Source organism: Escherichia sp. MOD1-EC5495, assembly GCF_002965965.1.
Taxonomy (GTDB): Bacteria; Pseudomonadota; Gammaproteobacteria; order Enterobacterales; family Enterobacteriaceae; genus Escherichia; species Escherichia ruysiae.
Map to the genome: position 1 here is coordinate 55184 of NZ_PTRI01000016.1, position 25965 is coordinate 81148.

Annotated in this window: 25 protein-coding genes; 17 read left to right on the forward strand and 8 right to left on the reverse strand. The window is 51.9% G+C overall.

Annotated elements, in window-relative coordinates:
- Positions 1 to 9 precede the first annotated feature (9 nt).
- Together dinF and BEG40_RS14255 are read left to right on the forward strand one after the other, a co-directional pair.
- The gene (dinF, locus tag BEG40_RS14250) at positions 10 to 1335 is read left to right on the forward strand and encodes an MATE family efflux transporter DinF (RefSeq protein ID WP_123058470.1); all 1326 of its coding nucleotides are present in this window, start codon (positions 10 to 12) and stop codon (positions 1333 to 1335) included.
- 115 nt (positions 1336 to 1450) lie between these two features.
- Positions 1451 to 1660, forward strand: a complete 210-nt coding sequence (locus tag BEG40_RS14255) for a CsbD family protein (protein WP_001030603.1) — start codon at positions 1451 to 1453, stop codon at positions 1658 to 1660.
- A gap of 41 nt (positions 1661 to 1701) precedes the next feature.
- Here the strand turns inward: BEG40_RS14255 and zur are convergent, their stop codons facing one another.
- Complete coding sequence (zur, locus tag BEG40_RS14260) at positions 1702 to 2217, reverse strand: zinc uptake transcriptional repressor Zur (RefSeq protein ID WP_000416266.1); 516 nt, start codon at positions 2215 to 2217, stop codon at positions 1702 to 1704.
- A gap of 154 nt (positions 2218 to 2371) precedes the next feature.
- Between zur and dusA the strand changes: the two genes are divergently transcribed.
- Entirely contained in the window at positions 2372 to 3367 is a 996-nt protein-coding gene (gene dusA, locus BEG40_RS14265) for a tRNA dihydrouridine(20/20a) synthase DusA (protein ID WP_001272043.1), read from the forward strand.
- Positions 3368 to 3502: 135 nt separating this feature from the next.
- On the forward strand, positions 3503 to 3745 hold the full coding sequence (gene pspG / locus BEG40_RS14270; protein ID WP_105285611.1) for an envelope stress response protein PspG: 243 nt from the start codon (positions 3503 to 3505) through the stop codon (positions 3743 to 3745).
- Positions 3746 to 3908: 163 nt separating this feature from the next.
- Here pspG and BEG40_RS14275 read toward each other — a convergent pair whose 3' ends face one another.
- Positions 3909 to 4892 (reverse strand): quinone oxidoreductase, encoded by a 984-nt coding sequence (locus tag BEG40_RS14275; protein ID WP_105285612.1) that lies wholly within the window; start codon positions 4890 to 4892, stop codon positions 3909 to 3911.
- A gap of 82 nt (positions 4893 to 4974) precedes the next feature.
- On the opposite strand from BEG40_RS14275, the gene dnaB reads away from it, so the two are divergent.
- The 6 genes from dnaB (at position 4975) to BEG40_RS14305 (ending at position 10894) form a co-directional block, all read left to right on the forward strand.
- Positions 4975 to 6390, forward strand: a complete 1416-nt coding sequence (gene dnaB / locus BEG40_RS14280; protein WP_000918355.1) for a replicative DNA helicase — start codon at positions 4975 to 4977, stop codon at positions 6388 to 6390.
- Between the two features lie 52 nt (positions 6391 to 6442).
- Complete coding sequence (gene alr / locus BEG40_RS14285) at positions 6443 to 7522, forward strand: alanine racemase (RefSeq protein ID WP_001147290.1); 1080 nt, start codon at positions 6443 to 6445, stop codon at positions 7520 to 7522.
- Positions 7523 to 7764: 242 nt separating this feature from the next.
- A complete protein-coding gene (gene tyrB, locus BEG40_RS14290; protein ID WP_105285613.1) occupies positions 7765 to 8958 on the forward strand; it encodes an aromatic amino acid transaminase in 1194 nt (397 codons plus the stop codon).
- Between the two features lie 335 nt (positions 8959 to 9293).
- Complete coding sequence (gene aphA / locus BEG40_RS14295; protein WP_105285614.1) at positions 9294 to 10007, forward strand: acid phosphatase AphA; 714 nt, start codon at positions 9294 to 9296, stop codon at positions 10005 to 10007.
- Positions 10008 to 10117: 110 nt separating this feature from the next.
- Positions 10118 to 10534, forward strand: coding sequence for a secondary thiamine-phosphate synthase enzyme YjbQ (locus BEG40_RS14300; RefSeq protein WP_000270381.1), 417 nt, complete (start codon positions 10118 to 10120; stop codon positions 10532 to 10534).
- A gap of 3 nt (positions 10535 to 10537) precedes the next feature.
- On the forward strand, positions 10538 to 10894 hold the full coding sequence (locus tag BEG40_RS14305; protein ID WP_000155671.1) for an MmcQ/YjbR family DNA-binding protein: 357 nt from the start codon (positions 10538 to 10540) through the stop codon (positions 10892 to 10894).
- A 229-nt stretch (positions 10895 to 11123) separates the two neighbouring features.
- On the opposite strand, the gene uvrA is transcribed toward BEG40_RS14305, so the two are convergent.
- Positions 11124 to 13946 carry an excinuclease ABC subunit UvrA gene (gene uvrA / locus BEG40_RS14310; protein WP_000357756.1) on the reverse strand — a complete coding sequence of 941 codons (2823 nt, stop codon included), beginning with the start codon at positions 13944 to 13946 and terminating at the stop codon, positions 11124 to 11126.
- A gap of 250 nt (positions 13947 to 14196) precedes the next feature.
- Between uvrA and ssb1 the strand changes: the two genes are divergently transcribed.
- The gene (gene ssb1 / locus BEG40_RS14315; RefSeq protein WP_000168309.1) at positions 14197 to 14733 is read left to right on the forward strand and encodes a single-stranded DNA-binding protein SSB1; all 537 of its coding nucleotides are present in this window, start codon (positions 14197 to 14199) and stop codon (positions 14731 to 14733) included.
- 98 nt (positions 14734 to 14831) lie between these two features.
- Here ssb1 and BEG40_RS14320 read toward each other — a convergent pair whose 3' ends face one another.
- Positions 14832 to 15113: a YjcB family protein gene (locus BEG40_RS14320; RefSeq protein WP_016159882.1), complete on the reverse strand. Its 282-nt coding sequence runs from the start codon at positions 15111 to 15113 to the stop codon at positions 14832 to 14834.
- A 447-nt stretch (positions 15114 to 15560) separates the two neighbouring features.
- Here BEG40_RS14320 and pdeC point away from each other — a divergent pair, with 447 nt between their 5' ends.
- Positions 15561 to 17147, forward strand: coding sequence for a cyclic di-3',5'-guanosine monophosphate phosphodiesterase PdeC (gene pdeC, locus BEG40_RS14330; RefSeq protein WP_105285615.1), 1587 nt, complete (start codon positions 15561 to 15563; stop codon positions 17145 to 17147).
- A 2-nt stretch (positions 17148 to 17149) separates the two neighbouring features.
- Here pdeC and soxS read toward each other — a convergent pair whose 3' ends face one another.
- Positions 17150 to 17473 (reverse strand): superoxide response transcriptional regulator SoxS, encoded by a 324-nt coding sequence (soxS, locus tag BEG40_RS14335; protein WP_000019358.1) that lies wholly within the window; start codon positions 17471 to 17473, stop codon positions 17150 to 17152.
- A gap of 85 nt (positions 17474 to 17558) precedes the next feature.
- Here soxS and soxR point away from each other — a divergent pair, with 85 nt between their 5' ends.
- The 3 genes from soxR to BEG40_RS14365 all read left to right on the forward strand — a co-directional run bounded on the left by soxR (position 17559) and on the right by BEG40_RS14365 (position 21719).
- Positions 17559 to 18023 (forward strand): redox-sensitive transcriptional activator SoxR, encoded by a 465-nt coding sequence (gene soxR / locus BEG40_RS14340; protein ID WP_000412428.1) that lies wholly within the window; start codon positions 17559 to 17561, stop codon positions 18021 to 18023.
- A gap of 546 nt (positions 18024 to 18569) precedes the next feature.
- Positions 18570 to 19919, forward strand: a complete 1350-nt coding sequence (gene ghxP, locus BEG40_RS14360) for a guanine/hypoxanthine transporter GhxP (protein WP_000106865.1) — start codon at positions 18570 to 18572, stop codon at positions 19917 to 19919.
- Between the two features lie 150 nt (positions 19920 to 20069).
- On the forward strand, positions 20070 to 21719 hold the full coding sequence (locus BEG40_RS14365; RefSeq protein ID WP_105285617.1) for a Na+/H+ antiporter: 1650 nt from the start codon (positions 20070 to 20072) through the stop codon (positions 21717 to 21719).
- A gap of 35 nt (positions 21720 to 21754) precedes the next feature.
- Here BEG40_RS14365 and BEG40_RS14370 read toward each other — a convergent pair whose 3' ends face one another.
- The gene (locus BEG40_RS14370; protein ID WP_000354951.1) at positions 21755 to 22639 is read right to left on the reverse strand and encodes a LysR family transcriptional regulator; all 885 of its coding nucleotides are present in this window, start codon (positions 22637 to 22639) and stop codon (positions 21755 to 21757) included.
- A gap of 103 nt (positions 22640 to 22742) precedes the next feature.
- On the opposite strand from BEG40_RS14370, the gene BEG40_RS14375 reads away from it, so the two are divergent.
- Both BEG40_RS14375 and BEG40_RS14380 read left to right on the forward strand, forming a co-directional pair.
- Complete coding sequence (locus BEG40_RS14375) at positions 22743 to 23153, forward strand: CidA/LrgA family protein (protein ID WP_000109438.1); 411 nt, start codon at positions 22743 to 22745, stop codon at positions 23151 to 23153.
- Positions 23146 to 23835 carry an LrgB family protein gene (locus BEG40_RS14380; RefSeq protein ID WP_000181101.1) on the forward strand — a complete coding sequence of 230 codons (690 nt, stop codon included), beginning with the start codon at positions 23146 to 23148 and terminating at the stop codon, positions 23833 to 23835. Before BEG40_RS14375 ends, BEG40_RS14380 begins: the two co-directional genes overlap by 8 nt.
- Positions 23836 to 23873: 38 nt before the next feature.
- Here BEG40_RS14380 and actP read toward each other — a convergent pair whose 3' ends face one another.
- On the reverse strand, positions 23874 to 25523 hold the full coding sequence (gene actP / locus BEG40_RS14385) for a cation/acetate symporter ActP (RefSeq protein ID WP_000832546.1): 1650 nt from the start codon (positions 25521 to 25523) through the stop codon (positions 23874 to 23876).
- A complete protein-coding gene (locus BEG40_RS14390; protein WP_001296646.1) occupies positions 25520 to 25834 on the reverse strand; it encodes a DUF485 domain-containing protein in 315 nt (104 codons plus the stop codon). Before BEG40_RS14390 ends, actP begins: the two co-directional genes overlap by 4 nt.
- Between the last annotated feature and the right edge of the window lie 131 nt (positions 25835 to 25965).

The following is a 25965-nucleotide window of genomic DNA, read 5'->3' on the forward strand; positions in this document are numbered from 1 at the left end:
CTTGTCTGCATGGCATTCCTCACTTCATCTGATAAAGCACTCTGGCATCTCGCCTTACCCATGATTTTCTCCAATATCACCGTTCCGTTGCTGGGACTGGTCGATACGGCGGTAATCGGTCATCTTGATAGCCCGGTTTATTTGGGCGGCGTGGCGGTTGGTGCAACGGCGACCAGCTTTCTCTTTATGCTGTTGCTGTTTTTGCGCATGAGCACTACCGGGCTGACTGCGCAGGCTTATGGTGCCAAAAATCCTCAGGCATTAGCCCGTGCGCTGGTGCAACCGTTGCTGTTGGCGTTGGGGGCTGGGGCGTTAATTGCGCTGCTGCGTACACCGATTATCGATCTGGCGCTGCATATTGTTGGCGGTAGTGAAGCAGTCCTGGAACAGGCGCGGCGCTTTCTTGAAATCCGCTGGTTAAGCACACCTGCGTCGCTGGCGAATCTGGTATTACTCGGTTGGTTACTCGGCGTGCAATATGCCCGTGCGCCAGTAATTTTGTTAGTGGTCGGCAATATCCTCAACATTGTGCTGGATGTCTGGCTGGTGATGGGGCTGCACATGAACGTGCAGGGCGCGGCGCTGGCGACGGTTATTGCGGAATATGCAACATTGCTGATTGGTCTGCTAATGGTGCGTAAAATCCTCAAACTACGCGGAATTTCCGGCGAAATGCTGAAAACTGCCTGGCGAGGAAACTTCCGTCGCTTGCTGGCGCTTAACCGCGATATCATGCTGCGCTCGCTGTTGTTGCAACTCTGTTTCGGCGCGATCACCGTACTTGGCGCGCGACTGGGGAGTGACATTATCGCTGTTAACGCGGTTCTGATGACGCTACTCACCTTTACCGCCTATGCGCTGGATGGTTTTGCCTACGCGGTTGAAGCACATTCCGGTCAGGCATACGGTGCGCGCGACGGTAGCCAGTTGCTGGATGTCTGGCGGGCAGCGTGCCGCCAGTCGGGCATCGTAGCGTTACTGTTTTCGGTGGTTTATTTGCTGGCAGGGGAACACATCATTGCGTTGCTGACGTCGTTAACCCAGATTCAGCAGCTGGCTGACCGCTATCTTATCTGGCAGGTGATTTTGCCGTTGGTTGGCGTCTGGTGTTATCTGCTGGACGGCATGTTTATAGGCGCAACGCGCGCAGCCGAAATGCGTAACAGTATGGCGGTGGCCGCCGCAGGTTTTGCGCTGACGCTCCTTACGCTGCCGTGGCTGGGTAATCATGGTTTGTGGCTGGCGTTAACCGTCTTTCTGGCGTTGCGCGGGCTTTCTCTGGTGGCTATCTGGCGGCGTCACTGGCGCAATGGTACCTGGTTTGCCGCAACGTGACGGTTAAATATTCTGAATAAATAATCCTAAGCCAAATTCCTGACTACACTTAATCCCACGTTCAGAAGAAAAGCGAGCGTACTCTCATTCACCACCTAACGATGAGGACTTGAATATGAATAAAGACGAAGTCGGCGGTAACTGGAAACAGTTCAAAGGTAAAGTGAAAGAGCAATGGGGCAAACTGACCGATGATGATATGACGGTCATTGAAGGTAAACGTGATCAGTTAGTGGGTAAAATCCAGGAACGTTACGGTTACCAGAAAGATCAGGCAGAGAAAGAGGTCGTGGACTGGGAAACCCGCAATGAATACCGCTGGTAATTAATCCCTCCTGCCCGACGTGTACAAGGATGTACGCCCTCTTAACGAGGTTTCTTTTTCACCTGAATAGAGTGGTCATGATGGCACTGTTCAGGATGACGACACGCTTCTACTTCTACACATGCTGAACATAATCCATGCGCTTCAATCACATTATGCCGCAGGGCAAAACCCATTTTTGCCGCCAGCGTATGCATGATGTCTTCCACACCTTCCGCACACTCTTCTTTCACTGCGCCGCAGCGATCGCAAATAAACATCGCTGAAGTATGCGTTGGTTGATCGAACAGGTGACAGAGCACATAGCTGTTGGTGGACTCAACTTTATGCACAAAACCTTGTTCAAGCAGAAAATCGAGCGCGCGATAAACCGTTGGCGGCTTGGCCTGCGGCTCTGCTTCACGCAGTAAATCAAGCAGATCGTAGGCGCTGATTGCTCCTTCCTGCAGACTCATCAGGCGCAACACTTCAAGGCGCTGCGGGGTCAGGCGCACATTACGCTGCGCACAGAGTTTTTCAGCCTGCGCTAATAACTCCTGCGTTGTGGTCTTTTCCATTGGGCACCTCAAAGTGGGGTTAAGAATGTCCTTACTTTACCATAGTTCTCACTTAAACGCCGAGAACAGGGCGTCATAGCTGCCGCATTGCCTGATCGCATATTCGTTATGCTATAGTAGCGCCCCCAATTCACCAGGTGCTTAAAAAAACGCCATGTCAGCAGAATCACAAACCGCTTATCCCGCATACCGTTTCTCCATTGCCCCGATGCTCGACTGGACGGACAGACACTGCCGTTATTTCCTGCGTCTGCTTTCCCGTAATACGCTTCTCTATACCGAAATGGTGACCACGGGGGCAATTATTCACGGTAAAGGTGATTACCTGGCGTACAGTGAAGAAGAGCATCCGGTGGCGTTGCAACTGGGTGGAAGCGATCCAGCGGCGCTGGCGCAGTGTGCGAAGCTGGCGGAAGCGCGCGGGTACGATGAAATCAACCTGAATGTCGGCTGCCCGTCTGACCGGGTACAGAACGGGATGTTTGGCGCGTGCCTGATGGGTAATGCACAACTGGTAGCCGACTGCGTGAAAGCGATGCGCGATGTGGTGTCGATTCCAGTCACGGTGAAAACGCGTATTGGTATTGACGACCAGGACAGCTATGAATTTCTTTGTGATTTCATCAACACCGTTTCCGGTAAAGGTGAGTGTGAGATGTTTATCATCCACGCGCGTAAAGCCTGGCTTTCTGGTTTAAGCCCGAAAGAAAACCGCGAAATCCCGCCGCTCGATTACCCGCGCGTCTATCAACTGAAGCGTGACTTTCCGCATCTGACGATGTCGATTAACGGTGGCATCAAGTCGCTGGAAGAGGCTAAAGCGCATTTGCAACATATGGACGGTGTGATGGTCGGGCGCGAGGCGTACCAGAATCCGGGGATTCTGGCGGCGGTAGATCGAGAGATCTTTGGTTCCTCGGATACCGATGCCGATCCGGTGGCGGTGGTGCGCGCTATGTACCCATACATTGAGCGTGAGCTTAGCCAGGGGACATATCTCGGTCATATTACCCGGCATATGCTGGGTCTGTTCCAGGGTATTCCAGGTGCGCGGCAGTGGCGTCGTTATTTAAGTGAAAATGCTCATAAAGCGGGTGCTGACATTAACGTGCTGGAACATGCGCTCAAACTGGTGGCGGATAAGCGTTAATTTTTCACCACAAAGTAGTCAAATTCACTATGCCCTGCGCACCGTCGCGGGGCATATTTTTTGATAAATCATAATGTTAGGTTTTGGCATGATTCTTGTAATGGCTGCAAGAGATTTCATTTTTGGGAGAACATCATGCTGGAACTACTTTTTGTGATTGGCTTTTTTGTCATGTTGATGGTCACCGGCGTTTCGTTGCTGGGCATTATCGCCGCGCTGGTTGTGGCGACGGCCATTATGTTCCTCGGTGGTATGCTGGCGTTGATGATCAAGTTGCTGCCGTGGCTGCTATTGGCGATTGCAGTAGTGTGGGTAATAAAGGCGATTAAAGCACCAAAAGTGCCGAAATATCAGCGTTATGACCACTGGCGTTACTAAGGGATTGTGCGGATGATCACAACCTAAGGTTTTATCCTTAGAACAAAATAGGAATTGATTATCAAATCTGTCACTATTGCGCCTCTAACAGATTCATCGTGCTGTACCCTACATACAGCCGAACTATAAAAGAAAGGGCTTCCCAGGTGGAAGCCCAATTTCTTTATGGGATCAGTAAGCTGGAACCCTGCGTCGCCCGGCTTTCCAGAATCTCATGCGCACGCCGCGCATCCTTTAGCGTATATTTCTGTTGCTCTGCGACATCGACCTTAATCACGCCGCTGGCAATCAATGAAAACAGTTCGTTACTGGCTTCGGTTAACTCATCCCGCGTGGTGATATAGCCTTGCAGGGAAGGGCGTGTCACATACAGCGAGCCTTTCTGATTGAGAATGCCTAAGTTCACCCCCGTCACCGCGCCTGATGAATTACCAAAACTGACCATTAAACCGCGACGTTGCAGGCAATCCAGCGACCGTTCCCAGGTATCTTTGCCTACGGAATCGTACACCACGCGCACTTTCTTGCCGTCGGTGATCTCTTTTAATCGCTCGACCAGATTTTCGTCGCGATAGTTAATTACCTGCCACGCTCCCGCTTTTAATGCACTTTGCGCTTTTTGCGCGCTGCCCACAGTGCCAATAAGTTTTGCCCCTAAGGCTTTTGCCCACTGGCAGGCAATTAAGCCCACGCCGCCAGCAGCCGCATGGAACAGGAACTGTTCGTCAGGTTTGATTTCATACGTTTTGCGCAGCAGATAATAAACCGTTAAGCCTTTCAGGAACGACGCGGCAGCTTGCTCAAAAGAGATCGCCGCTGGCAGAATTGCCGCTTTATCGGCATTGACGTTATGCACAGAGCTGTAAGCCCCTAACGTTGACTGCGCATAAACCACACGATCGCCTGCTTTAATATGTTTCACGCCGCTGCCGACTTTGCTCACAATGCCAGCCGCTTCGGTGCCTAATCCGCTGGGTAGCGATGGCGGCGGATAAAGGCCGCTGCGGATATACGTGTCGATAAAATTGATGCCAATGGCTTTATTTTCGACCTGGACTTCATTCTCTGCCGGATCGGCAGGAGTAAATTCCACAGTCTGAAGTACTTCCGGGCCACCGTGCTTGTGAAATTCAATTCGTGTTGCCATGTGTCCTCCAGAACGTATCGTCAGGGTCTGCTTCATATGGTAAAGTTTCGACCCATTCTTTATCTCGGTAACTCCATTCACTATGGCAGGAAATAAACCCTTCAACAAACAGCAGGCTGAACCCCGCGATCGCGATCCACAAGTTGCCGGGCTGAAAGTGCCTCCGCACTCGATCGAAGCGGAGCAGTCGGTGTTGGGCGGTTTAATGCTGGATAACGAACGCTGGGACGATGTGGCCGAGCGAGTGGTGGCAGATGATTTCTACACCCGTCCGCACCGCCATATCTTTACCGAAATGGCGCGTTTGCAGGAAAGCGGTAGCCCAATTGACCTGATCACCCTGGCGGAATCGCTGGAACGTCAGGGGCAACTTGATAGTGTTGGTGGTTTTGCTTATCTGGCGGAGCTGTCAAAAAATACGCCAAGTGCAGCGAACATCAGTGCCTATGCCGACATCGTGCGCGAACGTGCTGTTGTCCGCGAGATGATCTCTGTTGCGAATGAGATTGCCGAAGCCGGTTTTGATCCGCAAGGGCGCACCAGCGAAGACTTGCTCGACCTTGCTGAATCCCGTGTCTTTAAAATTGCCGAAAGCCGTGCCAATAAAGACGAAGGGCCGAAGAACATCGCCGATGTGCTCGACGCCACGGTGGCGCGTATTGAGCAGTTGTTTCAGCAGCCACACGATGGCGTTACCGGGGTAAATACCGGCTATGACGATCTCAACAAAAAAACCGCTGGCTTGCAGCCGTCGGATTTGATCATCGTCGCCGCGCGTCCGTCGATGGGTAAAACGACATTTGCGATGAACCTCGTTGAAAATGCGGCGATGTTGCAGGATAAACCAGTATTGATCTTCTCGCTGGAGATGCCATCGGAACAGATTATGATGCGTTCTCTGGCATCGTTGTCGCGCGTTGACCAGACTAAAATCCGTACCGGGCAACTGGATGATGAAGACTGGGCGCGCATTTCCGGCACGATGGGCATTTTGCTCGAAAAACGAAATATCTATATTGATGACTCCTCCGGTCTGACGCCAACGGAAGTGCGCTCCCGCGCACGCCGTATTGCCCGAGAACACGGTGGCATCGGACTCATCATGATCGACTACCTGCAATTGATGCGCGTACCGGCGCTTTCAGACAACCGTACGCTGGAAATTGCAGAAATCTCCCGCTCGCTAAAAGCCCTGGCGAAAGAACTGAATGTGCCGGTGGTGGCGCTGTCTCAGTTGAACCGTTCTCTGGAACAACGTGCCGACAAACGCCCGGTCAACTCCGACCTGCGTGAATCCGGCTCCATCGAGCAGGATGCGGACTTGATCATGTTTATCTATCGTGATGAGGTTTATCACGAAAATAGTGACTTAAAAGGCATCGCGGAAATTATTATCGGTAAACAACGTAACGGCCCAATCGGGACGGTACGCCTGACCTTTAACGGTCAATGGTCGCGTTTCGACAACTACGCGGGACCACAGTACGACGACGAATAATAATTATTTTATGAATTAGGTAATTAAAGCAAACACTTATCAAGGAACACAAATGCAAGCGGCAACTGTTGTGATTAACCGCCGCGCTCTGCGACACAACCTGCAACGTCTGCGTGAACTGGCACCTGCCAGTAAACTGGTTGCGGTGGTGAAAGCGAACGCCTACGGTCACGGTCTGATTGAGACCGCGCGAACGCTCCCCGATGCCGACGCCTTTGGCGTTGCCCGTCTCGAAGAAGCCCTGCGGCTTAGGGCGGGGGGCATCACGCAACCTATTTTGTTACTGGAAGGCTTTTTTGAAGCAGACGATCTGCCGACGATCTCCGCTGAACATCTGCATACCGCCGTGCATAACGAAGAACAGCTTGCTGCTCTGGAAGAGGCCAATCTGGAGGAGCCAGTTACCGTCTGGATGAAACTCGATACCGGTATGCACCGACTGGGCGTGTTACCGGAACAAGCTGAGGCGTTTTATCAACGTCTTACGCAATGTAAAAATGTTCGCCAGCCGGTGAATATTGTCAGCCACTTTGCTCGTGCCGATGAGCCAAAATGTGGTGCGACTGAGAAACAACTCGATATCTTCAATACCTTTTGCGAAGGCAGACCTGGCAAGCGTTCAATCGCCGCATCGGGCGGAATTTTGTTATGGCCGCAGTCGCATTTTGATTGGGTGCGCCCAGGCATCATTCTTTATGGCGTGTCACCGCTGGAAGATGGCTCCACCGGTGCCGATTTCGGTTGCCAGCCTGTGATGTCTCTGACCTCCAGCCTGATTGCCGTGCGTGAGCATAAAGCAGGTGAACCGGTAGGCTATGGCGGCACCTGGATTAGCGAGCGCGATACCCGCCTTGGCGTGGTGGCGATGGGCTATGGCGATGGCTACCCGCGCGCCGCGCCGTCCGGTACGCCAGTGCTGGTGAACGGTCGCGAAGTGCCGATTGTGGGGCGAGTCGCGATGGATATGATCTGCGTAGATTTAGGTCCACAGGCGCAGGATAAAGCCGGGGATCAGGTCATTTTATGGGGCGAAGGTCTGCCCGTAGAGCGTATCGCAGAAATGACGAAAGTGAGTGCTTACGAACTTATCACGCGCCTGACGTCAAGGGTGGCGATGAAGTACGTGGATTAATCGTTCTGCAATAGTTGATTGTCTGTGCCGGATGCGGTGTGAAAACCTTATCCGGCCTGCAAAGCTATGTAAATTCAATAAATTGATACACTCTTGTCGTTCTTGTCTTTAGAGATTTTGCGCTTTTTATCAGCCTCGCAGTGTTATTAATTGCCGCTCGTTGTTAAACATCCTCTCGATCTTCCCCATCTTCCGGTTTATTGTGTTTTAACCACCTGCCCGTAAACCTGGAGAACCATCGCGTGTTTCAAAAAGTTGACGCCTACGCTGGCGACCCGATTCTTTCGCTTATGGAGCGTTTTAAAGAAGACCCTCGCAGCGACAAAGTGAATTTGAGTATCGGTCTGTACTACAACGAAGACGGGATTATTCCACAATTAAAAGCCGTCGAAGAAGCGCAAGCGCGCCTGAATGCGCAGCCTCATGGCGCTTCACTTTATCTGCCGATGGAAGGGCTTAACAGCTATCGTCATGCTATTGCACCACTGCTGTTTGGCGCTAATCATCCGGTGTTACAACAACAGCTCGTGGCGACTATTCAAACGCTTGGCGGTTCAGGGGCATTGAAAGTGGGGGCTGACTTCCTGAAACGCTACTTCCCGGATTCAGGTGTGTGGGTCAGCGATCCCACCTGGGAAAACCACGTAGCAATATTCGCCGGGGCTGGATTCGAAGTGAGCACTTACCCCTGGTATGATGAAACGACCAACGGTGTGCGCTTTGACGATCTGTTGGCGACGCTGAAAACATTGCCTGCCCGCAGTATTGTGCTGCTGCATCCGTGCTGTCATAACCCAACGGGCGCCGATCTCACCAACGACCAATGGGACGCGGTCATTGAAATTCTCAAAGCACGCGAGCTTATCCCATTCCTCGATATCGCCTATCAAGGATTTGGTGCCGGTATGGATGAAGATGCCTACGCCATTCGTGCCATTGCCAGCGCCGGATTACCTGCACTGGTAAGCAATTCATTCTCAAAAATTTTCTCCCTGTACGGCGAGCGTGTCGGCGGTCTTTCGGTGGTGTGTGAAGATGCTGAAGCCGCAGGTCGCGTGCTGGGGCAACTGAAAGCTACTGTGCGCCGTATTTACTCCAGCCCGCCGAATTTTGGTGCGCAGGTAGTGGCAACGGTGCTGAACGATGAGGCGTTGAAAGCCAGTTGGCTGGCGGAAGTAGAAGAAATGCGGACCCGTATTCTGGCAATGCGGCAGCAATTGGTACAGGTGTTGAGCACTGAGATGCCGGAGCGCAATTTTGATTACCTGCTTAAGCAACGCGGCATGTTCAGCTATACCGGCTTAAGCGCCGCCCAGGTCGATCGCCTGCGCGAGGAGTTTGGCGTTTACCTGATCGCCAGCGGTCGTATGTGTGTTGCCGGGCTTAACTCTGCGAACGTGCAGCGCGTTGCAAAGGCGTTTGCTGCCGTGATGTAAGGTTAACCAGCAGGCGGTTGAAAAGCCGCCTGCTCTATTATAAATAAGGGGGGCTATGTATTATCCAGGCAAATAGTACGAAGGAGATGAAGACTTATTTCTTATAAAAGTGAATAAAATAGGCGTTTTATTTCCGAACATTTTTATACCATGGAAATATATTAAGTTATTAAATAGTCACAAACACGGGCTGGTCTCATGTGATCCTTCTCCCTTTCTTCACAAAAGCCGCAGATAATCCTTCCTTTCCCTTGCTGCTGGCGTTATGGTCAGATGGCTTTTTCAACAAACTTCATAATAAAAAGTTTCAACTTACTGACTATTTAGGGAAAAATATGCGCAAGATCACACAGGCATTGAGTGCCGTTTGCTTATTGTTCGCTCTAAACAGTTCTGCTGTTGCGTTGGCCTCTTCACCTTCACCGCTTAATCCCGGCACTAATGTTGCCAGACTCGCTGAACAGGCACCTGTCCATTGGGTATCAGTCGCACAAATTGAAAATAGCCTTGCCGGTCGCCCACCGATGGCGGTTGGATTTGATATCGATGATACCGTTTTGTTTTCCAGCCCCGGATTCTGGCGCGGCAAGAAAATATTCTCACCAGAAAGCGAAGATTATCTGAAAAACCCAGCATTCTGGGAAAAGATGAACAACGGTTGGGATGAATTCAGCATTCCAAAAGAGGTCGCACGTCAGCTAATTGATATACATGTCCGCCGTGGCGATACCATCTTTTTTGTGACTGGCCGTAGCCCAACGAAAACAGAAACGGTTTCGAAAACATTAGCCGATGATTTCCACATTCCAGCAAGCAGTATGAATCCGGTAATTTTTGCGGGTGATAAACCGGGACAAAACACGAAAACGCAGTGGTTGCAGGATAAAAATATCCGAATGTTTTATGGCGATTCCGATAATGATATGACTGCCGCGCGTGATGTCGGCATTCGTGGTATCCGTATTCTGCGTGCCTCCAACTCTACCTACAAACCCTTGCCACAAGCGGGTGCTTTTGGTGAAGAGGTGATCGTTAATTTAGAATACTGATAGTGCGGGAGAGTGTTTCACTCTCCCGAATGCTGTTTTTTTAATCACACCTTTATCCTTTCGCTGTCTTGCTGCAAACTGAATAAGAGAGTTTTATCAAGGAGCAGCACATGTGGTATCAAAAGACGCTCACGCTTAGCGCCAAATCTCGTGGGTTTCATCTGGTAACGGATGAAATTCTGAATCAACTGGCTGATATGCCGCGTGTTAATGTCGGTTTACTGCACCTGTTGCTGCAACACACTTCCGCCTCTCTGACACTTAATGAGAATTGCGACCCCACGGTACGCCAGGACATGGAGCGTTTTTTCCTCCGCACTGTTCCCGATAACGGAAACTATGAGCATGATTATGAAGGGGCAGACGATATGCCTTCACATATCAAATCCTCAATGCTGGGAGTATCGCTTGTTTTGCCAGTGCATAAAGGACGTATTCAGACCGGCACCTGGCAGGGTATCTGGCTGGGGGAACATCGTGTCCACGGCGGATCGCGTCGCATCATCGCGACACTACAAGGGGAGTAAAAAATGACCATATCGGAGTTGCTACAATATTGCATGGCAAAACCTGGCGCTGAACAGAGCGTTCACAGCGACTGGAAAGCGACGCAAATCAAAGTGGAAGATGTGCTGTTTGCGATGGTGAAAGAAGTGGAAAATCGCCCGGCGGTTTCGCTGAAAACCAGCCCGGAACTGGCGGATCTTCTGCGTCAGCAGCACAGCGATGTACGTCCCAGCCGACATCTGAATAAAGCGCACTGGAGTACCGTATATCTCGACGGATCGTTGCCGGATTCGCAAATCTATTATCTGGTCGATGCGTCGTATCAGCAGGCGGTGAATTTGCTGCCGGAAGAAAAACGTAAATTGCTGGTGCAACTCTGAAAGGAAAAGACCGTTCAGAAAGCGGCCTGATATTGCTGAAAAACTGGCTTAAAAGTCAAAAGCGGCACGGTTTTCCCCCTCGCCCTTTTAGGGAAAGGGCCGGGGTGAGGGTAAATAATCACGCCAGTGCTGGTCTGTTCCCCTCACCCTAACCCTCTCCCCGGAGGGGCGAGGGGACTGTCCGAGCTTTGTCATCAGTCTGAGGCCGCTCAGAAAGCGGCCTTTGTGATTACAGCATTGGCTTGAGGAAGCGCGCTGTATGCGAAGCTTCGCACTCTGCGACGGTTTCTGGCGTGCCGGAGACGAGGATTTCGCCGCCACCGCTACCGCCTTCCGGGCCAAGATCGACAATCCAGTCGGCGGTTTTAATCACGTCGAGATTGTGCTCAATCACCACAATGGTATTGCCCTGATCGCGCAGTTTATGCAACACGTCGAGCAGTTGCTGAATATCGGCAAAGTGCAGACCGGTGGTCGGCTCATCGAGAATATACAGCGTCTGCCCGGTGCCGCGTTTTGACAGCTCACGCGCCAGCTTCACGCGCTGGGCTTCACCACCGGAAAGCGTGGTGGCGGACTGCCCGAGGCGGATGTACGTCAGGCCAACATCCATCAGCGTTTGCAGTTTACGCGCCAGCGCCGGTACGGCATCAAAGAATTCACGCGCCTCTTCGATGGTCATATCCAGCACTTCGTGGATGGTTTTGCCTTTGTACTTTATCTCCAGCGTTTCGCGGTTATAGCGTTTACCTTTGCACTGGTCGCACGGTACGTAAATATCCGGCAGGAAGTGCATTTCAACTTTGATCACGCCATCGCCCTGACAGGCCTCGCAGCGCCCGCCACGGACGTTAAAGCTGAATCGTCCTGGCGTATAACCGCGCGCGCGGGATTCCGGTACGCCCGCAAACAGTTCGCGCACAGGCGTAAACACGCCGGTATAGGTCGCCGGGTTGGAACGCGGAGTACGACCAATTGGGCTTTGGTCGATATCAATAACTTTATCGAAATGCTCCAGCCCCTGAATATCGCGATAGGGTGCCGGTTCGGCGATAGTCGCGCCGTTCAACTGGCGTTGGGCAATCGGGAACAGTGTGTCGTTAATCAGCGTCGATTTACCGGAACCTGAAACCCCTGTAATGCAGGTAAACAGACCCACCGGCAGCGTTAGCGTCACATCTTTCAGGTTGTTGCCGCGTGCGCCCGTCAGTTTCAGCACTTTTTCCGGATTTGCCGGAACGCGTTTCTTCGGTACTTCAATCTTGCGTTTACCGCTCATGTACTGCCCGGTCAACGATTCTGGCACTGCCATAATCGCTTCCAGCGGCCCTTCCGCGACCACTTCACCACCGTGAACACCTGCGCCCGGACCGATGTCGATAACGTGGTCAGCGGCGCGAATCGCATCTTCGTCGTGCTCCACTACAATCACGGTATTACCGAGATCGCGCAGGTGGATAAGCGTACCCAGCAGACGTTCATTATCGCGCTGATGCAGGCCGATAGACGGCTCATCCAACACATACATAACGCCAACCAGGCCTGCGCCAATCTGGCTCGCCAGACGGATACGCTGGGCTTCGCCGCCGGAAAGTGTCTCTGCCGAGCGGGAAAGTGTCAGATAATTCAGCCCAACGTTAACGAGGAATTTCAGGCGGTCGCCAATCTCTTTGAGGATTTTTTCTGCAATCTTCGCCCGTTGTCCGGCGAGTTTAAGATTGTTGAAGAACTCCATCGCATGACCGATGCTCATGTCGGAGATTGCAGGCAGCGGCGTATTCTCGACATAAACATGGCGCGCTTCACGGCGCAGACGCGTCCCTTCACAACTGGCGCACGGGCGATTGCTGATAAATTTGGCTAACTCTTCACGTACCGCGCTGGATTCCGTCTCTTTATAACGGCGCTCCATATTGTGCAGCACGCCTTCGAACGGATGACGACGAATAGAGGTATCGCCGCGATCGTTCATGTATTTAAATTCGATATTTTCTTTGCCAGAACCGTACAGCACCACTTTATGCACATTTGCGCTCAGGCTGCCCCACGGCGCTTCGACGTCGAACTTATAGTGATCTGCCAGTGATTTCAGCATCTGGAAATAATAGAAATTGCGACGATCCCAGCCACGGATCGCACCGCCAGCCAGCGACAGTTCCGGATTCTGGATCACGCGATCGGGATCGAAATATTGCTGTACGCCGAGGCCGTCACAGGTCGGGCAGGCACCCGCCGGGTTGTTAAACGAGAACAGGCGTGGTTCCAGTTCGCGCATACTGTAGCCGCAAATCGGGCAGGCGAAGTTCGCGGAGAACAGCAGTTCTTCCGCTTTGGGATCGTCCATATCCGCAACAACCGCTGTACCGCCGGAAAGCTCCAGTGCGGTTTCAAACGATTCCGCCAGACGCTGGGTCAGATCGTCACGCACCTTGAAGCGATCGATAACCACTTCAATGGTGTGTTTCTTTTGCAGTTCCAGTTTGGGCGGATCGGAAAGATCGCAGACTTCGCCATCAATGCGCGCGCGGATATAACCTTGACTCGCCAGATTCTCCAGCGTTTTAGTGTGTTCGCCTTTGCGCTCTTTGATGATGGGCGCGAGTAGCATCAGACGTTTGCCTTCAGGCTGCGACAGCACGTTGTCCACCATCTGGCTGACGGTTTGCGCCGCCAGCGGAACGTCGTGATCCGGGCAGCGCGGCTCGCCGACGCGAGCGTACAGCAGACGCAAATAGTCGTGGATTTCAGTGATGGTCCCCACTGTGGAGCGCGGGTTATGCGACGTCGATTTCTGTTCAATTGAGATGGCGGGAGAAAGCCCCTCAATATGATCGACATCTGGTTTTTCCATCAGTGACAGAAACTGCCGCGCGTACGCGGAAAGGGATTCAACGTAACGACGCTGCCCTTCGGCATATAAGGTGTCGAAAGCGAGCGAGGATTTGCCAGAACCCGAAAGCCCGGTGACGACAATTAACTTGTCGCGGGGGATAACGAGGTTGATATTCTTGAGATTATGGGTGCGGGCGCCCCGAACTTCGATCTTATCCATTCACCTTTCCCGGATTAAACACTTTTTTGCCCGGCGGCATGGCGCTACCGGCGATCACAAACGGTTAATTATGACACAAATCGACCTGAATGAATATACAGTATTGGAATGCAAAACCCGGAGTGCTGTGTAACAATGTCGGGCCATGTTTGTTTACCGGAACCGAGGTCACATCGTGGTAAAACCGCTATTGGTAATGCTACAATCGCGCGTTTACACTTATTAGAACGTTTTTTTCAGGAGACACGACATGGCCAGCAGAGGCGTAAATAAGGTTATTCTCGTTGGTAATCTGGGCCAGGACCCGGAAGTACGCTATATGCCAAATGGTGGCGCAGTTGCCAACATTACGCTGGCTACTTCCGAATCCTGGCGTGATAAAGCGACCGGCGAGATGAAAGAGCAGACTGAATGGCACCGTGTTGTGCTGTTCGGCAAACTGGCGGAAGTTGCCAGCGAATATCTGCGTAAAGGTTCTCAGGTTTATATCGAAGGTCAGCTGCGTACCCGCAAATGGACTGACCAATCCGGTCAGGATCGCTACACCACAGAAGTGGTGGTGAACGTTGGCGGCACCATGCAGATGCTGGGTGGTCGCCAGGGCGGCGGCGCACCGGCAGGCGGTAACGTCGGCGGCGGCCAGCCGCAGGGCGGTTGGGGTCAGCCTCAGCAGCCGCAGGGTGGCAATCAGTTCAGCGGCGGTGCTCAGTCTCGCCCGCAGCAGTCCGCACCGGCAGCGCCGTCTAACGAGCCGCCGATGGATTTCGATGACGACATTCCGTTCTGATTTGTCATTAAAACAATAGGTTATATTGTTTTAAGGTGGATGATTAAAGCATCCGCCAGTCATAAAAAAGAAGCCTCCGTTATGGAGGCTTCTGCATATCAGGTCAAAATCATCGGCCACTGTGGTGGAGTTTGACTCATCCCTTCCACCATCACCGACTCAATGTTGTGCCAGATGGCGGTAATATCGGTCATTGTGATGCCAAGCAACCCCATTGCAAACCAACAGGCGGAAACCACGCCCAGACCGCTACTGATCACTGCCAGCCCGACATAATCAGAGCGCCGAAAGCGGATGTTGAGCGTGCTGGCCAGAAACATCAATACGGCGCTAAGAAGCTGCCAGCGAAGAAGAACCACGCCAGTGGTGAGGGTAGCCATCAAACATTTCCTCTGAAAATTACCAAGCCCTGGATAGCGCGGCATTACTCACGGGGGGCGTGGTACACTCTGGCTATCGCGGGACTTTCAGAACATAAAATGAAACACTTAGTTTGTTTCATAAATTTTTGTGAACTATATCACAATTGCTCGTTTGTTAGCCAGATTATGCAGCTACTTTTATTGCTGCACTAATTATGTGGTTTTTCAGTGAAATCGAGACAATGCACAATAAAGAAATATTGTAACTTCCTGCCTGACCTGCGTTTTTTCAACAAAGCCCTTTTGATATCAGCGAGTTATTTTCATTTAAACAACAATTATAAAGGTATCAATTTCAAATCAGGCAAAAGTGCTATTTATACCGTAAGATTTATCTAACGTCGTCGGTAGTCAGGGTTTTCACCTTGCAATGACCAGGTATAACCAGGCAGGGAATTGATAGAAATGAGCCATAGTGTGCGACACAAATTGCTGGCGTTGCCGGGTATTATCTTTGTAGTCCTCCTTCCCATCATTCTGTCGCTATGGATTGCCTTTCTTTGGGCTAAAGCGGAAGCGAATAATCAACTTCGTGCTTTTGCTCTGTTGGCACTGGAGAAATCCGAGCTGGTCATTCGCCAGGCAGATTTAGCAAGCGACGATGCGGAACGCTATCAGGGACAAATTTGTACTCCCTCTCATCAACAACAAATGCTGAATATTATCCGTGGTTATCTTTATATCAACGAATTGATCTATGCCCACGATAACCTTTTTTTATGCTCAACATTAATGGCTCCCGTTAACGGCTATACGATGCCGCCAGCGAACTATAAGCGTGAACCTAATGTCTCAATCTATTATTATCGCGACACTCCTTTTTTTGCCGGTTATAAAATGACTTATATGCAGCGAGGAAACTATGTCGCGGTAATTAACCCTTTATTCTGGAGCGAGGTGATGTCTGACGATCCAACGCTGCAATGGGGGGTATATGATACGGTGACGAAAACCTTTTTCTCTTTAAGCAAACAAGCCTCAGCAGAGAAATTTTCACCATTGATTCATCAAAGGGAAATAACCGTACAGCAGAACGGTTATTTATATGCGATAGTCCATTCAACAAAACGTCCCATTGCTGCTATCGTTGCAACCTCAACTCAACGTATTTTGTCACATTTTTATAATCACCTTGTATTTGCCTTACCGGCAGGCATTATGGGCAGCCTGGTGCTACTTTTACTCTGGCTGCGTATAAACCAGAAGTACCAGTCACCTAAGCGTAAATTGCAACGTGCCCTCGAAAAACGGCAGCTTTGTCTCTATTACCAACCGATTATTGATATTAAAACGAATAAATGTATTGGCGCTGAGGCATTGCTACGCTGGCCGGGGAATCAGGGACAGGTAATGACGCCAGCAGAGTTTATTCCGCTGGCGGAACAAGAGGGGCTAATTGCGCAGGTGACAGATTATGTCATTAATATGGTGTTTGACGATCTCGGTTCCTGGCTGGAAAAACACCCTGAATTATCTACTTCAATTAATTTGTCTGCCTCCGATTTTCATACTTCAAGGGTGATTGCCTTAACTAATCAAAAAATAGAGCAATTCACGGTGCGTCCGCAGCAAATTAAATTTGAAGTCACTGAACATGCATTTCTTGATGTTGCCAAAATGACGCCGATTATTCTGGCTTTCCGTCAGGCTGGTTACGAAGTGGCGATCGATGACTTTGGTATTGGCTACTCCAACCTGCATAACCTTAACTCATTGAATATTGATATCCTGAAAATCGATAAATCGTTTGTTGAGACGTTGACCACGCATAAAACCAGCCATTTGATAGCGGAACACATCATCGAACTGGCACACAGTCTGGGTCTAAAAACGATTGCAGAAGGGGTGGAAACTGAGGATCAGGTCAACTGGCTGCGCAAACGCGGCGTGCGCTATTGTCAGGGCTGGTACTTTGCAAAGGCGATGCCGCCGCAGGTTTTTATGGCATGGGCAGAGCAATTACCCGCGCATGACGCCATGCGCGGGCAGTAACCCTAGAGCCGGTGGCGGTAATCGCTGGGAGTGCGATCAAATTGCCGACGGAAAACGCGGGAAAAGGTCTGCTGTGAGACGTAACCCAGATCCATCGCGATATCAAAAATAGGGCGCTCGGTGGTGCGCAGTTCAACGGCAGCCAGTAGCAGGCGGCGTTGACGAATGTAATCGCCAAGCGTCTGATGCGTCACTGTGCGGAACATCCGCTGTAAATACCACTTTGAATAACCTGATTTTTTCGCCACCACATCAATGTTCAGCGGCTGGTCGATATGCTCGTCAATCCATGCGATAAGATCCTGAATAATTTTCTGATGGGACATAAATCTGCCTCTTTTCAGTGTTCAGTTCGTTAATTCATCTGTTGGGGAGTATAATTCCTCAAGTTAACTTGAGGTAAAGCGATTTATGGAAAAGAAATTACCCCGCATTAAAGCCTTGCTTACTCCAGGCGAAGTGGCGAAACGTAGCGGCGTGGCGGTATCGGCGCTGCACTTCTATGAAAGCAAAGGATTGATTACCAGTATCCGCAATAGCGGTAATCAGCGGCGATATAAGCGTGATGTGTTGCGATATGTCGCAATTATCAAAATTGCTCAACGCATTGGCATTCCGCTGGCGACCATTGGTGAAGCGTTTGGTGTGTTGCCCGAAGGGCATACGTTAAGTGCGAAAGAGTGGAAACAGCTATCTTCGCAATGGCGAGAAGAATTGGATCGGCGCATTCATACCTTAGTCGCGCTGCGTGATGAACTGGACGGTTGTATTGGCTGCGGCTGCCTTTCGCGTAGCGACTGCCCGTTGCGTAACCCTGGCGACCGCTTAGGGGAAGAAGGCACCGGCGCACGCTTGCTGGAAGATGAACAAAACTAAAGCGCCACAAGGGCGCTTTAGTTTGTTTTCCGGTCTTTGTCTTTCACTCTATCCCGCTGGTACACGGGAGGGTTTCCCCCGACGTCAACACACCTCATTCGAGCACGTGGTGGAGGTTCCGGTTAGTGTTGATACTTTAATTGTATGTCACCGCTGTTTCTTCGCCAGTGCAAAGCGATCCTTTTTAGCCGCAATATTTTTGTCATCTTGCGTGATTTTTTACCGCGAACCTTCGCCACAAGTTGCCTACAAATGCCGTAATTTTGCGCATCAACGATAACGTTTGCGCATCAATTGCCTGGTTTTTCATCGTCAACACAAGAAAAGGGAAAAAAGCAGCAAACTTCGGTTGAAAAAGCCGCTATGATCGCCGGATAATCGTTTGCTTTTTTTTACCACCCGTTTTGTATGCGCGGAGCTAAACGTTTGCTTTTTTGCGACGCCCCAGATTGTCGCAAACCTGAAGCAGGAAGATAACGTTTCGCTGGCAGGGGATTGTCCGCCACGCATCTTGACGAAAAATAAACTCTCAGGGGATGTTTTCTTATGTCTACGCCATCAGCGCGTACCGGCGGTTCACTCGACGCCTGGTTTAAAATTTCACAACGTGGAAGCACTGTCCGTCAGGAAGTGGTTGCCGGGTTAACAACGTTTCTGGCGATGGTTTACTCGGTTATCGTCGTTCCAGGTATGTTGGGTAAAGCGGGCTTCCCGCCAGCGGCAGTTTTTGTTGCGACTTGTCTGGTTGCCGGGATTGGCTCTATCGCGATGGGGTTATGGGCCAATCTGCCGTTGGCTATCGGCTGCGCCATCTCTCTGACGGCGTTTACCGCATTCAGCCTGGTGCTGGGGCAACATATTAGCGTACCTGTCGCGCTGGGTGCCGTGTTCCTGATGGGTGTGCTGTTTACGGTAATATCTGCCACGGGTATCCGTAGCTGGATTTTGCGCAACTTACCGCACGGCGTGGCGCACGGCACGGGGATTGGCATCGGCCTGTTCTTGCTGCTGATTGCTGCCAATGGCGTCGGTCTGGTGATTAAAAACCCGCTCGATGGTCTGCCAGTGGCGCTGGGTGATTTCGCGACCTTCCCGGTGATTATGTCGCTGGTAGGTCTGGCGGTGATTATCGGCCTGGAAAAACTGAAAGTACCAGGCGGTATCCTGTTAACCATTATCGGCATCTCGATTGTGGGTCTGCTTTTTGATCCTAACGTCCACTTCTCTGGCGTTTTCGCCATGCCTTCATTGAGCGATGAGAACGGTAATTCGCTAATTGGTAGCCTGGATATTATGGGGGCGCTGAACCCTGTGGTACTGCCGAGCGTACTGGCGTTGGTGATGACTGCTGTTTTCGATGCCACCGGAACCATCCGTGCGGTAGCCGGTCAGGCGAACCTGCTGGATAAAGACGGGCAGATTATCGACGGCGGCAAAGCTCTGACCACCGACTCCCTGAGCAGTGTTTTCTCTGGCCTGGTCGGTGCGGCTCCGGCTGCGGTATACATTGAGTCTGCGGCGGGTACAGCGGCGGGCGGTAAAACCGGTCTGACGGCAATCACGGTTGGCGTGCTGTTCCTGCTGATTCTGTTCCTCTCTCCGCTCTCTTACCTCGTTCCGGGTTACGCAACAGCTCCGGCGCTGATGTACGTTGGCCTGTTGATGTTGAGCAACGTGGCGAAAATCGACTTTGCTGATTTCGTCGATGCAATGGCGGGTCTGGTAACGGCAGTATTCATCGTGCTGACCTGTAATATCGTAACTGGCATCATGATCGGCTTCGCGACCCTGGTGATTGGTCGTCTGGTTTCTGGCGAATGGCGTAAGCTGAACATCGGTACGGTCGTTATCGCCGTGGCGCTGGTCACCTTCTATGCCGGAGGCTGGGCCATCTAAGCTTAATAAGATTCTGAAAACGGGTGGCAATAGCTGCCCGTTTTTATTTTTCTCCGTACATTGTGTGAGCTTTTGCGATATTCTGAAAAACTGAGAGTCCGGGCATAACGCCTTTCTCAAATCATAAAAAACATTGCAAACAGGGAACGCATGGAAATCTTCTTCACCATACTGATAATGACCCTCGTGGTCTCGCTGTCCGGGGTGGTCACTCGTGTCATGCCCTTTCAGATCCCGCTTCCGCTTATGCAAATTGCCATCGGTGCGCTACTGGCGTGGCCGACGTTTGGTTTGCATGTGGAGTTTGATCCTGAACTCTTTTTAGTCTTGTTTATCCCGCCGTTGCTGTTTGCTGATGGCTGGAAAACACCAACCCGCGAATTTCTCGAACATGGTCGGGAAATATTCGGCCTCGCGCTGGCGCTGGTGGTGGTCACCGTGGTCGGCATTGGCTTCCTTATTTACTGGGTGGTGCCGGGTATCCCGCTGATACCCGCCTTTGCGCTGGCGGCGGTGCTCTCTCCGACCGATGCCGTGGCGCTCTCCGGGATTGTTGGCGAAGGGCGCATTCCGAAAAAAATCATGGGCATTTTGCAGGGCGAAGCGTTGATGAATGACGCCTCCGGCCTGGTGTCGCTGAAGTTTGCCGTAGCAGTGGCGATGGGGACTATGATCTTCACCGTCGGCGGTGCGACGGTCGAATTTATGAAAGTGGCCATTGGCGGCATTCTGGCGGGCTTCGTGGTGAGCTGGCTGTATGGTCGCTCGTTGCGTTTCCTCAGTCGCTGGGGCGGCGATGAACCCGCGACGCAGATCGTATTGCTGTTCCTGCTGCCGTTTGCCTCTTATCTGATTGCCGAACATATTGGCGTTTCCGGCATCCTCGCAGCAGTTGCCGCCGGGATGACCATCACCCGTTCCGGCGTGATGCGCCGTGCGCCGCTGGCGATGCGATTGCGCGCGAACAGCACCTGGGCGATGCTGGAATTTGTCTTTAACGGCATGGTGTTCTTGCTGCTGGGCCTGCAACTGCCAGGGATTCTGGAAACGTCGCTGGTTGCGGCGGAAATTGACCCTAACGTCGAAATCTGGATGCTGTTTACCGACATCATCTTGATTTATGCGGCGCTGATGCTGGTACGTTTTGGCTGGCTGTGGACGATGAAAAAGTTCAGCAACCGTTTCCTGAAGAAGAAGCCGATGGAGTTTGGTTCGTGGACTACACGAGAAATTCTGATCGCGTCTTTCGCTGGGGTGCGCGGGGCAATCACTCTTGCTGGTGTGCTCTCTATCCCTCTGCTGTTGCCGGATGGAAATGTCTTCCCGGCGCGTTATGAGCTGGTGTTCCTGGCGGCTGGCGTCATTCTCTTTTCGCTGTTTGTCGGCGTAGTGATGCTGCCTGTTCTGCTGCAACACATTGAAGTCGCGGACCACTCTCAACAGTTGAAAGAGGAGCGAATCGCGCGTACGGCAACCGCTGAAGTGGCGATTGTGGCGATCCAGAAAATGGAGGAGCGTCTGGCGGCGGACACCGAAGAGAATATCGACAACCAGTTGCTCACTGAAGTCAGCTCTCGCGTCATTGGTAATCTGCGCCGTCGCGCCGATGGTCGCAACGACGTCGAAAGTTCAGTTCAGGAAGAGAACCTGGAGCGTCGCTTCCGTCTGGCGGCGCTGCGTTCTGAACGCGCTGAACTCTACCACCTGCGCGCCACGCGGGAGATCAGCAACGAAACGCTGCAAAAATTACTGCACGATCTCGATTTGCTGGAAGCGTTGTTGATTGAGGAAAATCAATAATCTGCATGGTTGGCGGGTGAGTCCGCCAACCTGCCTTACTCTGGGGTTAACCAGTATCCTTCACAACAGGTCAGCCACGCCTGGGCACAGTGGGAAAGGTAAACGCCCTCACGCCAAATCATGCCTAATTTCCAGCGTAGTTCGCTTTCCAGCGGCAGCCATTTTAAGGTGTTTTTATCTAATCGCTGGCAAATGGGTTCCGGCAAAATGGCTATTCCGACACCGGCCTGAACCATCGCGGCGAGAAAATCCCATTGCCCGCTGCGAACCGCAATCCTCGGCTTAACGCCATGTTCATCGAATAACGCCATTAATTGCTTACTTAAGGCAAAATCTTCGTTATAGATAAGTAGAGGATGTTCCGCCAGTGTCTCTGGTGAGACGGCATCACGCTCAAGCCATTTACCTGAACGCGGCGCCAGCACACAAAGCGGATGACTAAACAGCGATAACGTTGTCAGGCCACTTTCTTCTACTGGCAGGGCGGTCAGTGCCATATCCAGTTCGCCGTTCATTACCGCTTGTTGTACCGTCAGACCACCAAACTCCGAAATCTTCAGTTCCACGCCGGGGTAACGCTGGCGGAACAGCCCCACAGGTCCAGCCATTAACATGCCAACCATTGGCGGAATTCCCAGCCGCAATATGCCTTTATTGAGTTGGTTTATATCATCCAGCTCGGCCTCTAGTTGCCGAAACTCAGCAAGAATTGCCAGTGCACGCTCAAACACGACGCGACCAGTATCAGTGAGAAGCAGCCGACGACCATCGCGGATCAACAATATACAGTTCAGCTCGTCTTCGAGATTCTTCAGCATTTTGCTGATGGTGGGCTGGGTCACAAACAGCTTCTCCGCTGCGCGGGTGAAGCTCTGCTGGCGCACGACTTCGACAAAATAACGCAGCGTTCTGATATCCATAACTATTCCCTTTGACTATACCTGCAATGATTTTAATTCATTTCAGTAGCGGCATGGGGCTCTCTATACTTAGCGTTCTGTTTTATTTTCAGGATATCCCCTCATGTCCGTGGCGCTTCGCCGCATTACCCCTGCCGTTGTGCAATCTATGCAGGTATTTGTGCAGGTTGTGCTGTATGCAGGTTTATTTATTTTTGCGCAATATCTCGTCTCCTGGCTGCATTTGCCGCTACCCGCCAATCTGGTGGGGATGATCCTGATGCTGGCGCTAATTGTTTGCCGCATTATTCCTCTGCAATGGGTACGTGCCGGGGCGCGCTGGTTACTGGCCGAAATGCTGCTGTTTTTTGTCCCTGCCGTGGTGGCGGTGGTGAACTATGCACAACTATTACTGGTGGATGGCTGGCGTATTTTTGCGGTGATCGCGTTGAGCACGGTGATGGTTCTGGGCACGACCGCCTGGGTAGTGGAAAAAGTCTATCGCTATGAAATGCGCAGGTTAAACCGTGACTAATTTTCAGCTAAGTATGCTCTGCCTGGCGATTACGCTGGTTATCTATTTTCTTAACAAACGCCTTTATCGCCGCTTTCGTAAACTGCCGTTGATGCCTCTGGTGCTGACGCCTGCGCTACTGGTTATGCTGCTGGTTTTTGGCAATATTTCCTGGCAAAACTATATTGGCGAAGCGCACTGGCTACTATGGCTATTAGGCCCGGCAACCATCGCCTTTGCGGTGCCGGTATATGACAATCGGGCGATCATTAAACGTCACTGGATGTCGCTGACGGCGGGCGTACTGACGGCAACGGTGGTGGCAGTGACCAGCTCGGTGTGGCTGGCGCGATTATTTACCCTGCCGGATGAGATCCAGCGGAGCCTGGCGGTGCGTTCGGTCACTACGCCATTTGCTCTGGCAGCGAGCCAGTCGCTCGGCGGACAGCCCGATCTGGTGGCGCTGTTTGTGGTGGTCACCGGCGTGTTTGGTATGGCGATTGGCGACGTGCTGTTTTTACGTCTATCTATTCGCGAAGGGATGGCGAAAGGTGCTGGATTTGGCGCGGCGTCTCATGGCGCCGGGACTGCGCGATCGTATGAACTGGGTCAACAAGAGGGAGTGGTTGCCAGTCTGGTCATGATGCTTTCTGGCGTATTGATGGTACTGGTGTCGCCGCTGGTGGCCTGGATGATGTTCTGAAGGAATTCCCCGATCAGGCGACCGGGGAAGGGTAGAGATTAATGCGCGCGGCCTTGCTCAACGCCAAAGCCGGTCTGGGAACGGATAAATTGCGCACGGAACAGTTCACGCTCACGCGCCCCTTCCGCTGAGTTATCGGTTGCCGAGAAGAACCAGATGCCGAGGAATGCCACGGTGATCGAGAACAGCGCCGGGTATTCATACGGGAAGATGGCTTTTTCGTGACCGAGGATCTGTACCCAAATAGTCGGGCCGAGGATCATCAGTACCACCGCAGTAATCAATCCTAACCAGCCGCCCAGCATCGCACCACGCGTGGTCAGTTTCGACCAGTACATAGAAAGCAGAATGATTGGGAAGTTACAGCTCGCCGCGATGGCAAACGCCAGACCCACCATGAAGGCGATGTTCTGATTCTCAAACAGGACGCCGAGGATAATGGCAATCACGCCCAAAATTAGCACGGTGATTTTCGATACCCGCAGCTCTTCACGTTCGGTCGCGCCTTTTTTGAAGACGTTGGCGTACAGGTCATGCGAAACCGCCGATGCACCTGCCAGCGTCAGACCCGCAACCACCGCGAGGATGGTGGCGAAAGCAACCGCTGAAATAAAGCCGAGGAACAGGTTACCGCCTACCGCATTGGCCAGGTGAACCGCCGCCATGTTGTTACCGCCAATCAGCGCCCCTGCCGCGTCTTTATAGGCCGGATTCGCACCGACCAGCATGATCGCGCCAAAACCGATAATAAAGGTCAGGATATAGAAGTAACCCATAAATCCGGTGGCGTAGAACACGCTCTTACGCGCTTCACGGGCATCGCTGACCGTAAAGAAACGCATCAGAATATGCGGCAAGCCAGCCGTACCAAACATCAGTCCCAGACCCAGAGAGAGCGCGGAGATCGGATCTTTCACCAGCCCGCCCGGCTTCATGATGTCGACACCTTTCGGGTGTACCGCCATCGCTTCGCTGAACAGATTGTTGAAGCTAAAGCCGACGTGTTTCATCACCATAAAGGCCATAAAGCTGGCACCGAACAGCAACAGTACGGCTTTGATAATCTGTACCCAGGTGGTCGCCAGCATTCCGCCGAACAGGACGTACATCATCATCAGTACGCCGACCAGAACCACCGCAATGTGATAGTTAAGGCCAAACAGCAGTTCGATCAGTTTACCTGCGCCTACCATCTGGGCGATAAGGTAAAGTGCCACGACCACCAGAGAACCACAGGCCGAAAGAATACGAATTGGTCCCTGCTTCAGACGGTACGAGGCCACATCGGCAAAGGTATAGCGACCGAGATTACGCAGACGTTCGGCAATCAGGAACAGAATGATCGGCCAGCCCACCAGGAAGCCCAGCGAGTAAATTAAGCCGTCATAGCCGGAAGTAAACACCAGCGCGGATATCCCCAAAAATGAGGCGGCAGACATATAGTCACCCGCAATCGCCAGCCCGTTCTGGAAACCGGTGATATTGCCGCCTGCGGTGTAGTAGTCATTACGAGAACGTACGCGTTTTGACGCCCAGTAGGTAATACCGAGCGTAAACACGACGAAAATCAGGAACATAATAATCGCCTGCCAGTTCGTTGGCTGGCGCTCTACGGCCCCGCTAATAGCATCCGCCGCGTTAGCTGCGAAAGGGAGTGTGGCGGCAAGCGCCGTCAGAACTCTTTTCATGATGCTTGTACCTCATGCAGGACTTCATTATTAAGACGGTCAAATTCGCCGTTCGCCCGCCAGATGTAGATACCAGTGAGAACAAAGGAGATCACAATCACTCCAACACCGACTGGAATCCCGCGTGTGACGCTGGTGTTCGGGTTCAGCGGAGTGCCCAGCCAGCCGGGCGCGAAGGCGATCAGTAAAATAAAGCCGATATAAACTGCCAGCATAATAATCGACAGGATGGTGGCAAACCGTTGCCGTTTTTCGACTAACTCCCTGAAATGCGCATTGTCTTCTATCCGCTGATAAATAGTGCCATTCATCACAGATTCTCCAGAGGTAATGTAGGGATTGTTTTAATTCCCGCTCCCTTATGGGAGAAGGTTAACGCTCAGGTAACCCATCGCCTGATGCGCCGCTGTTGCGTCTTATCAGGCCTACAGCCGTTGCCAAA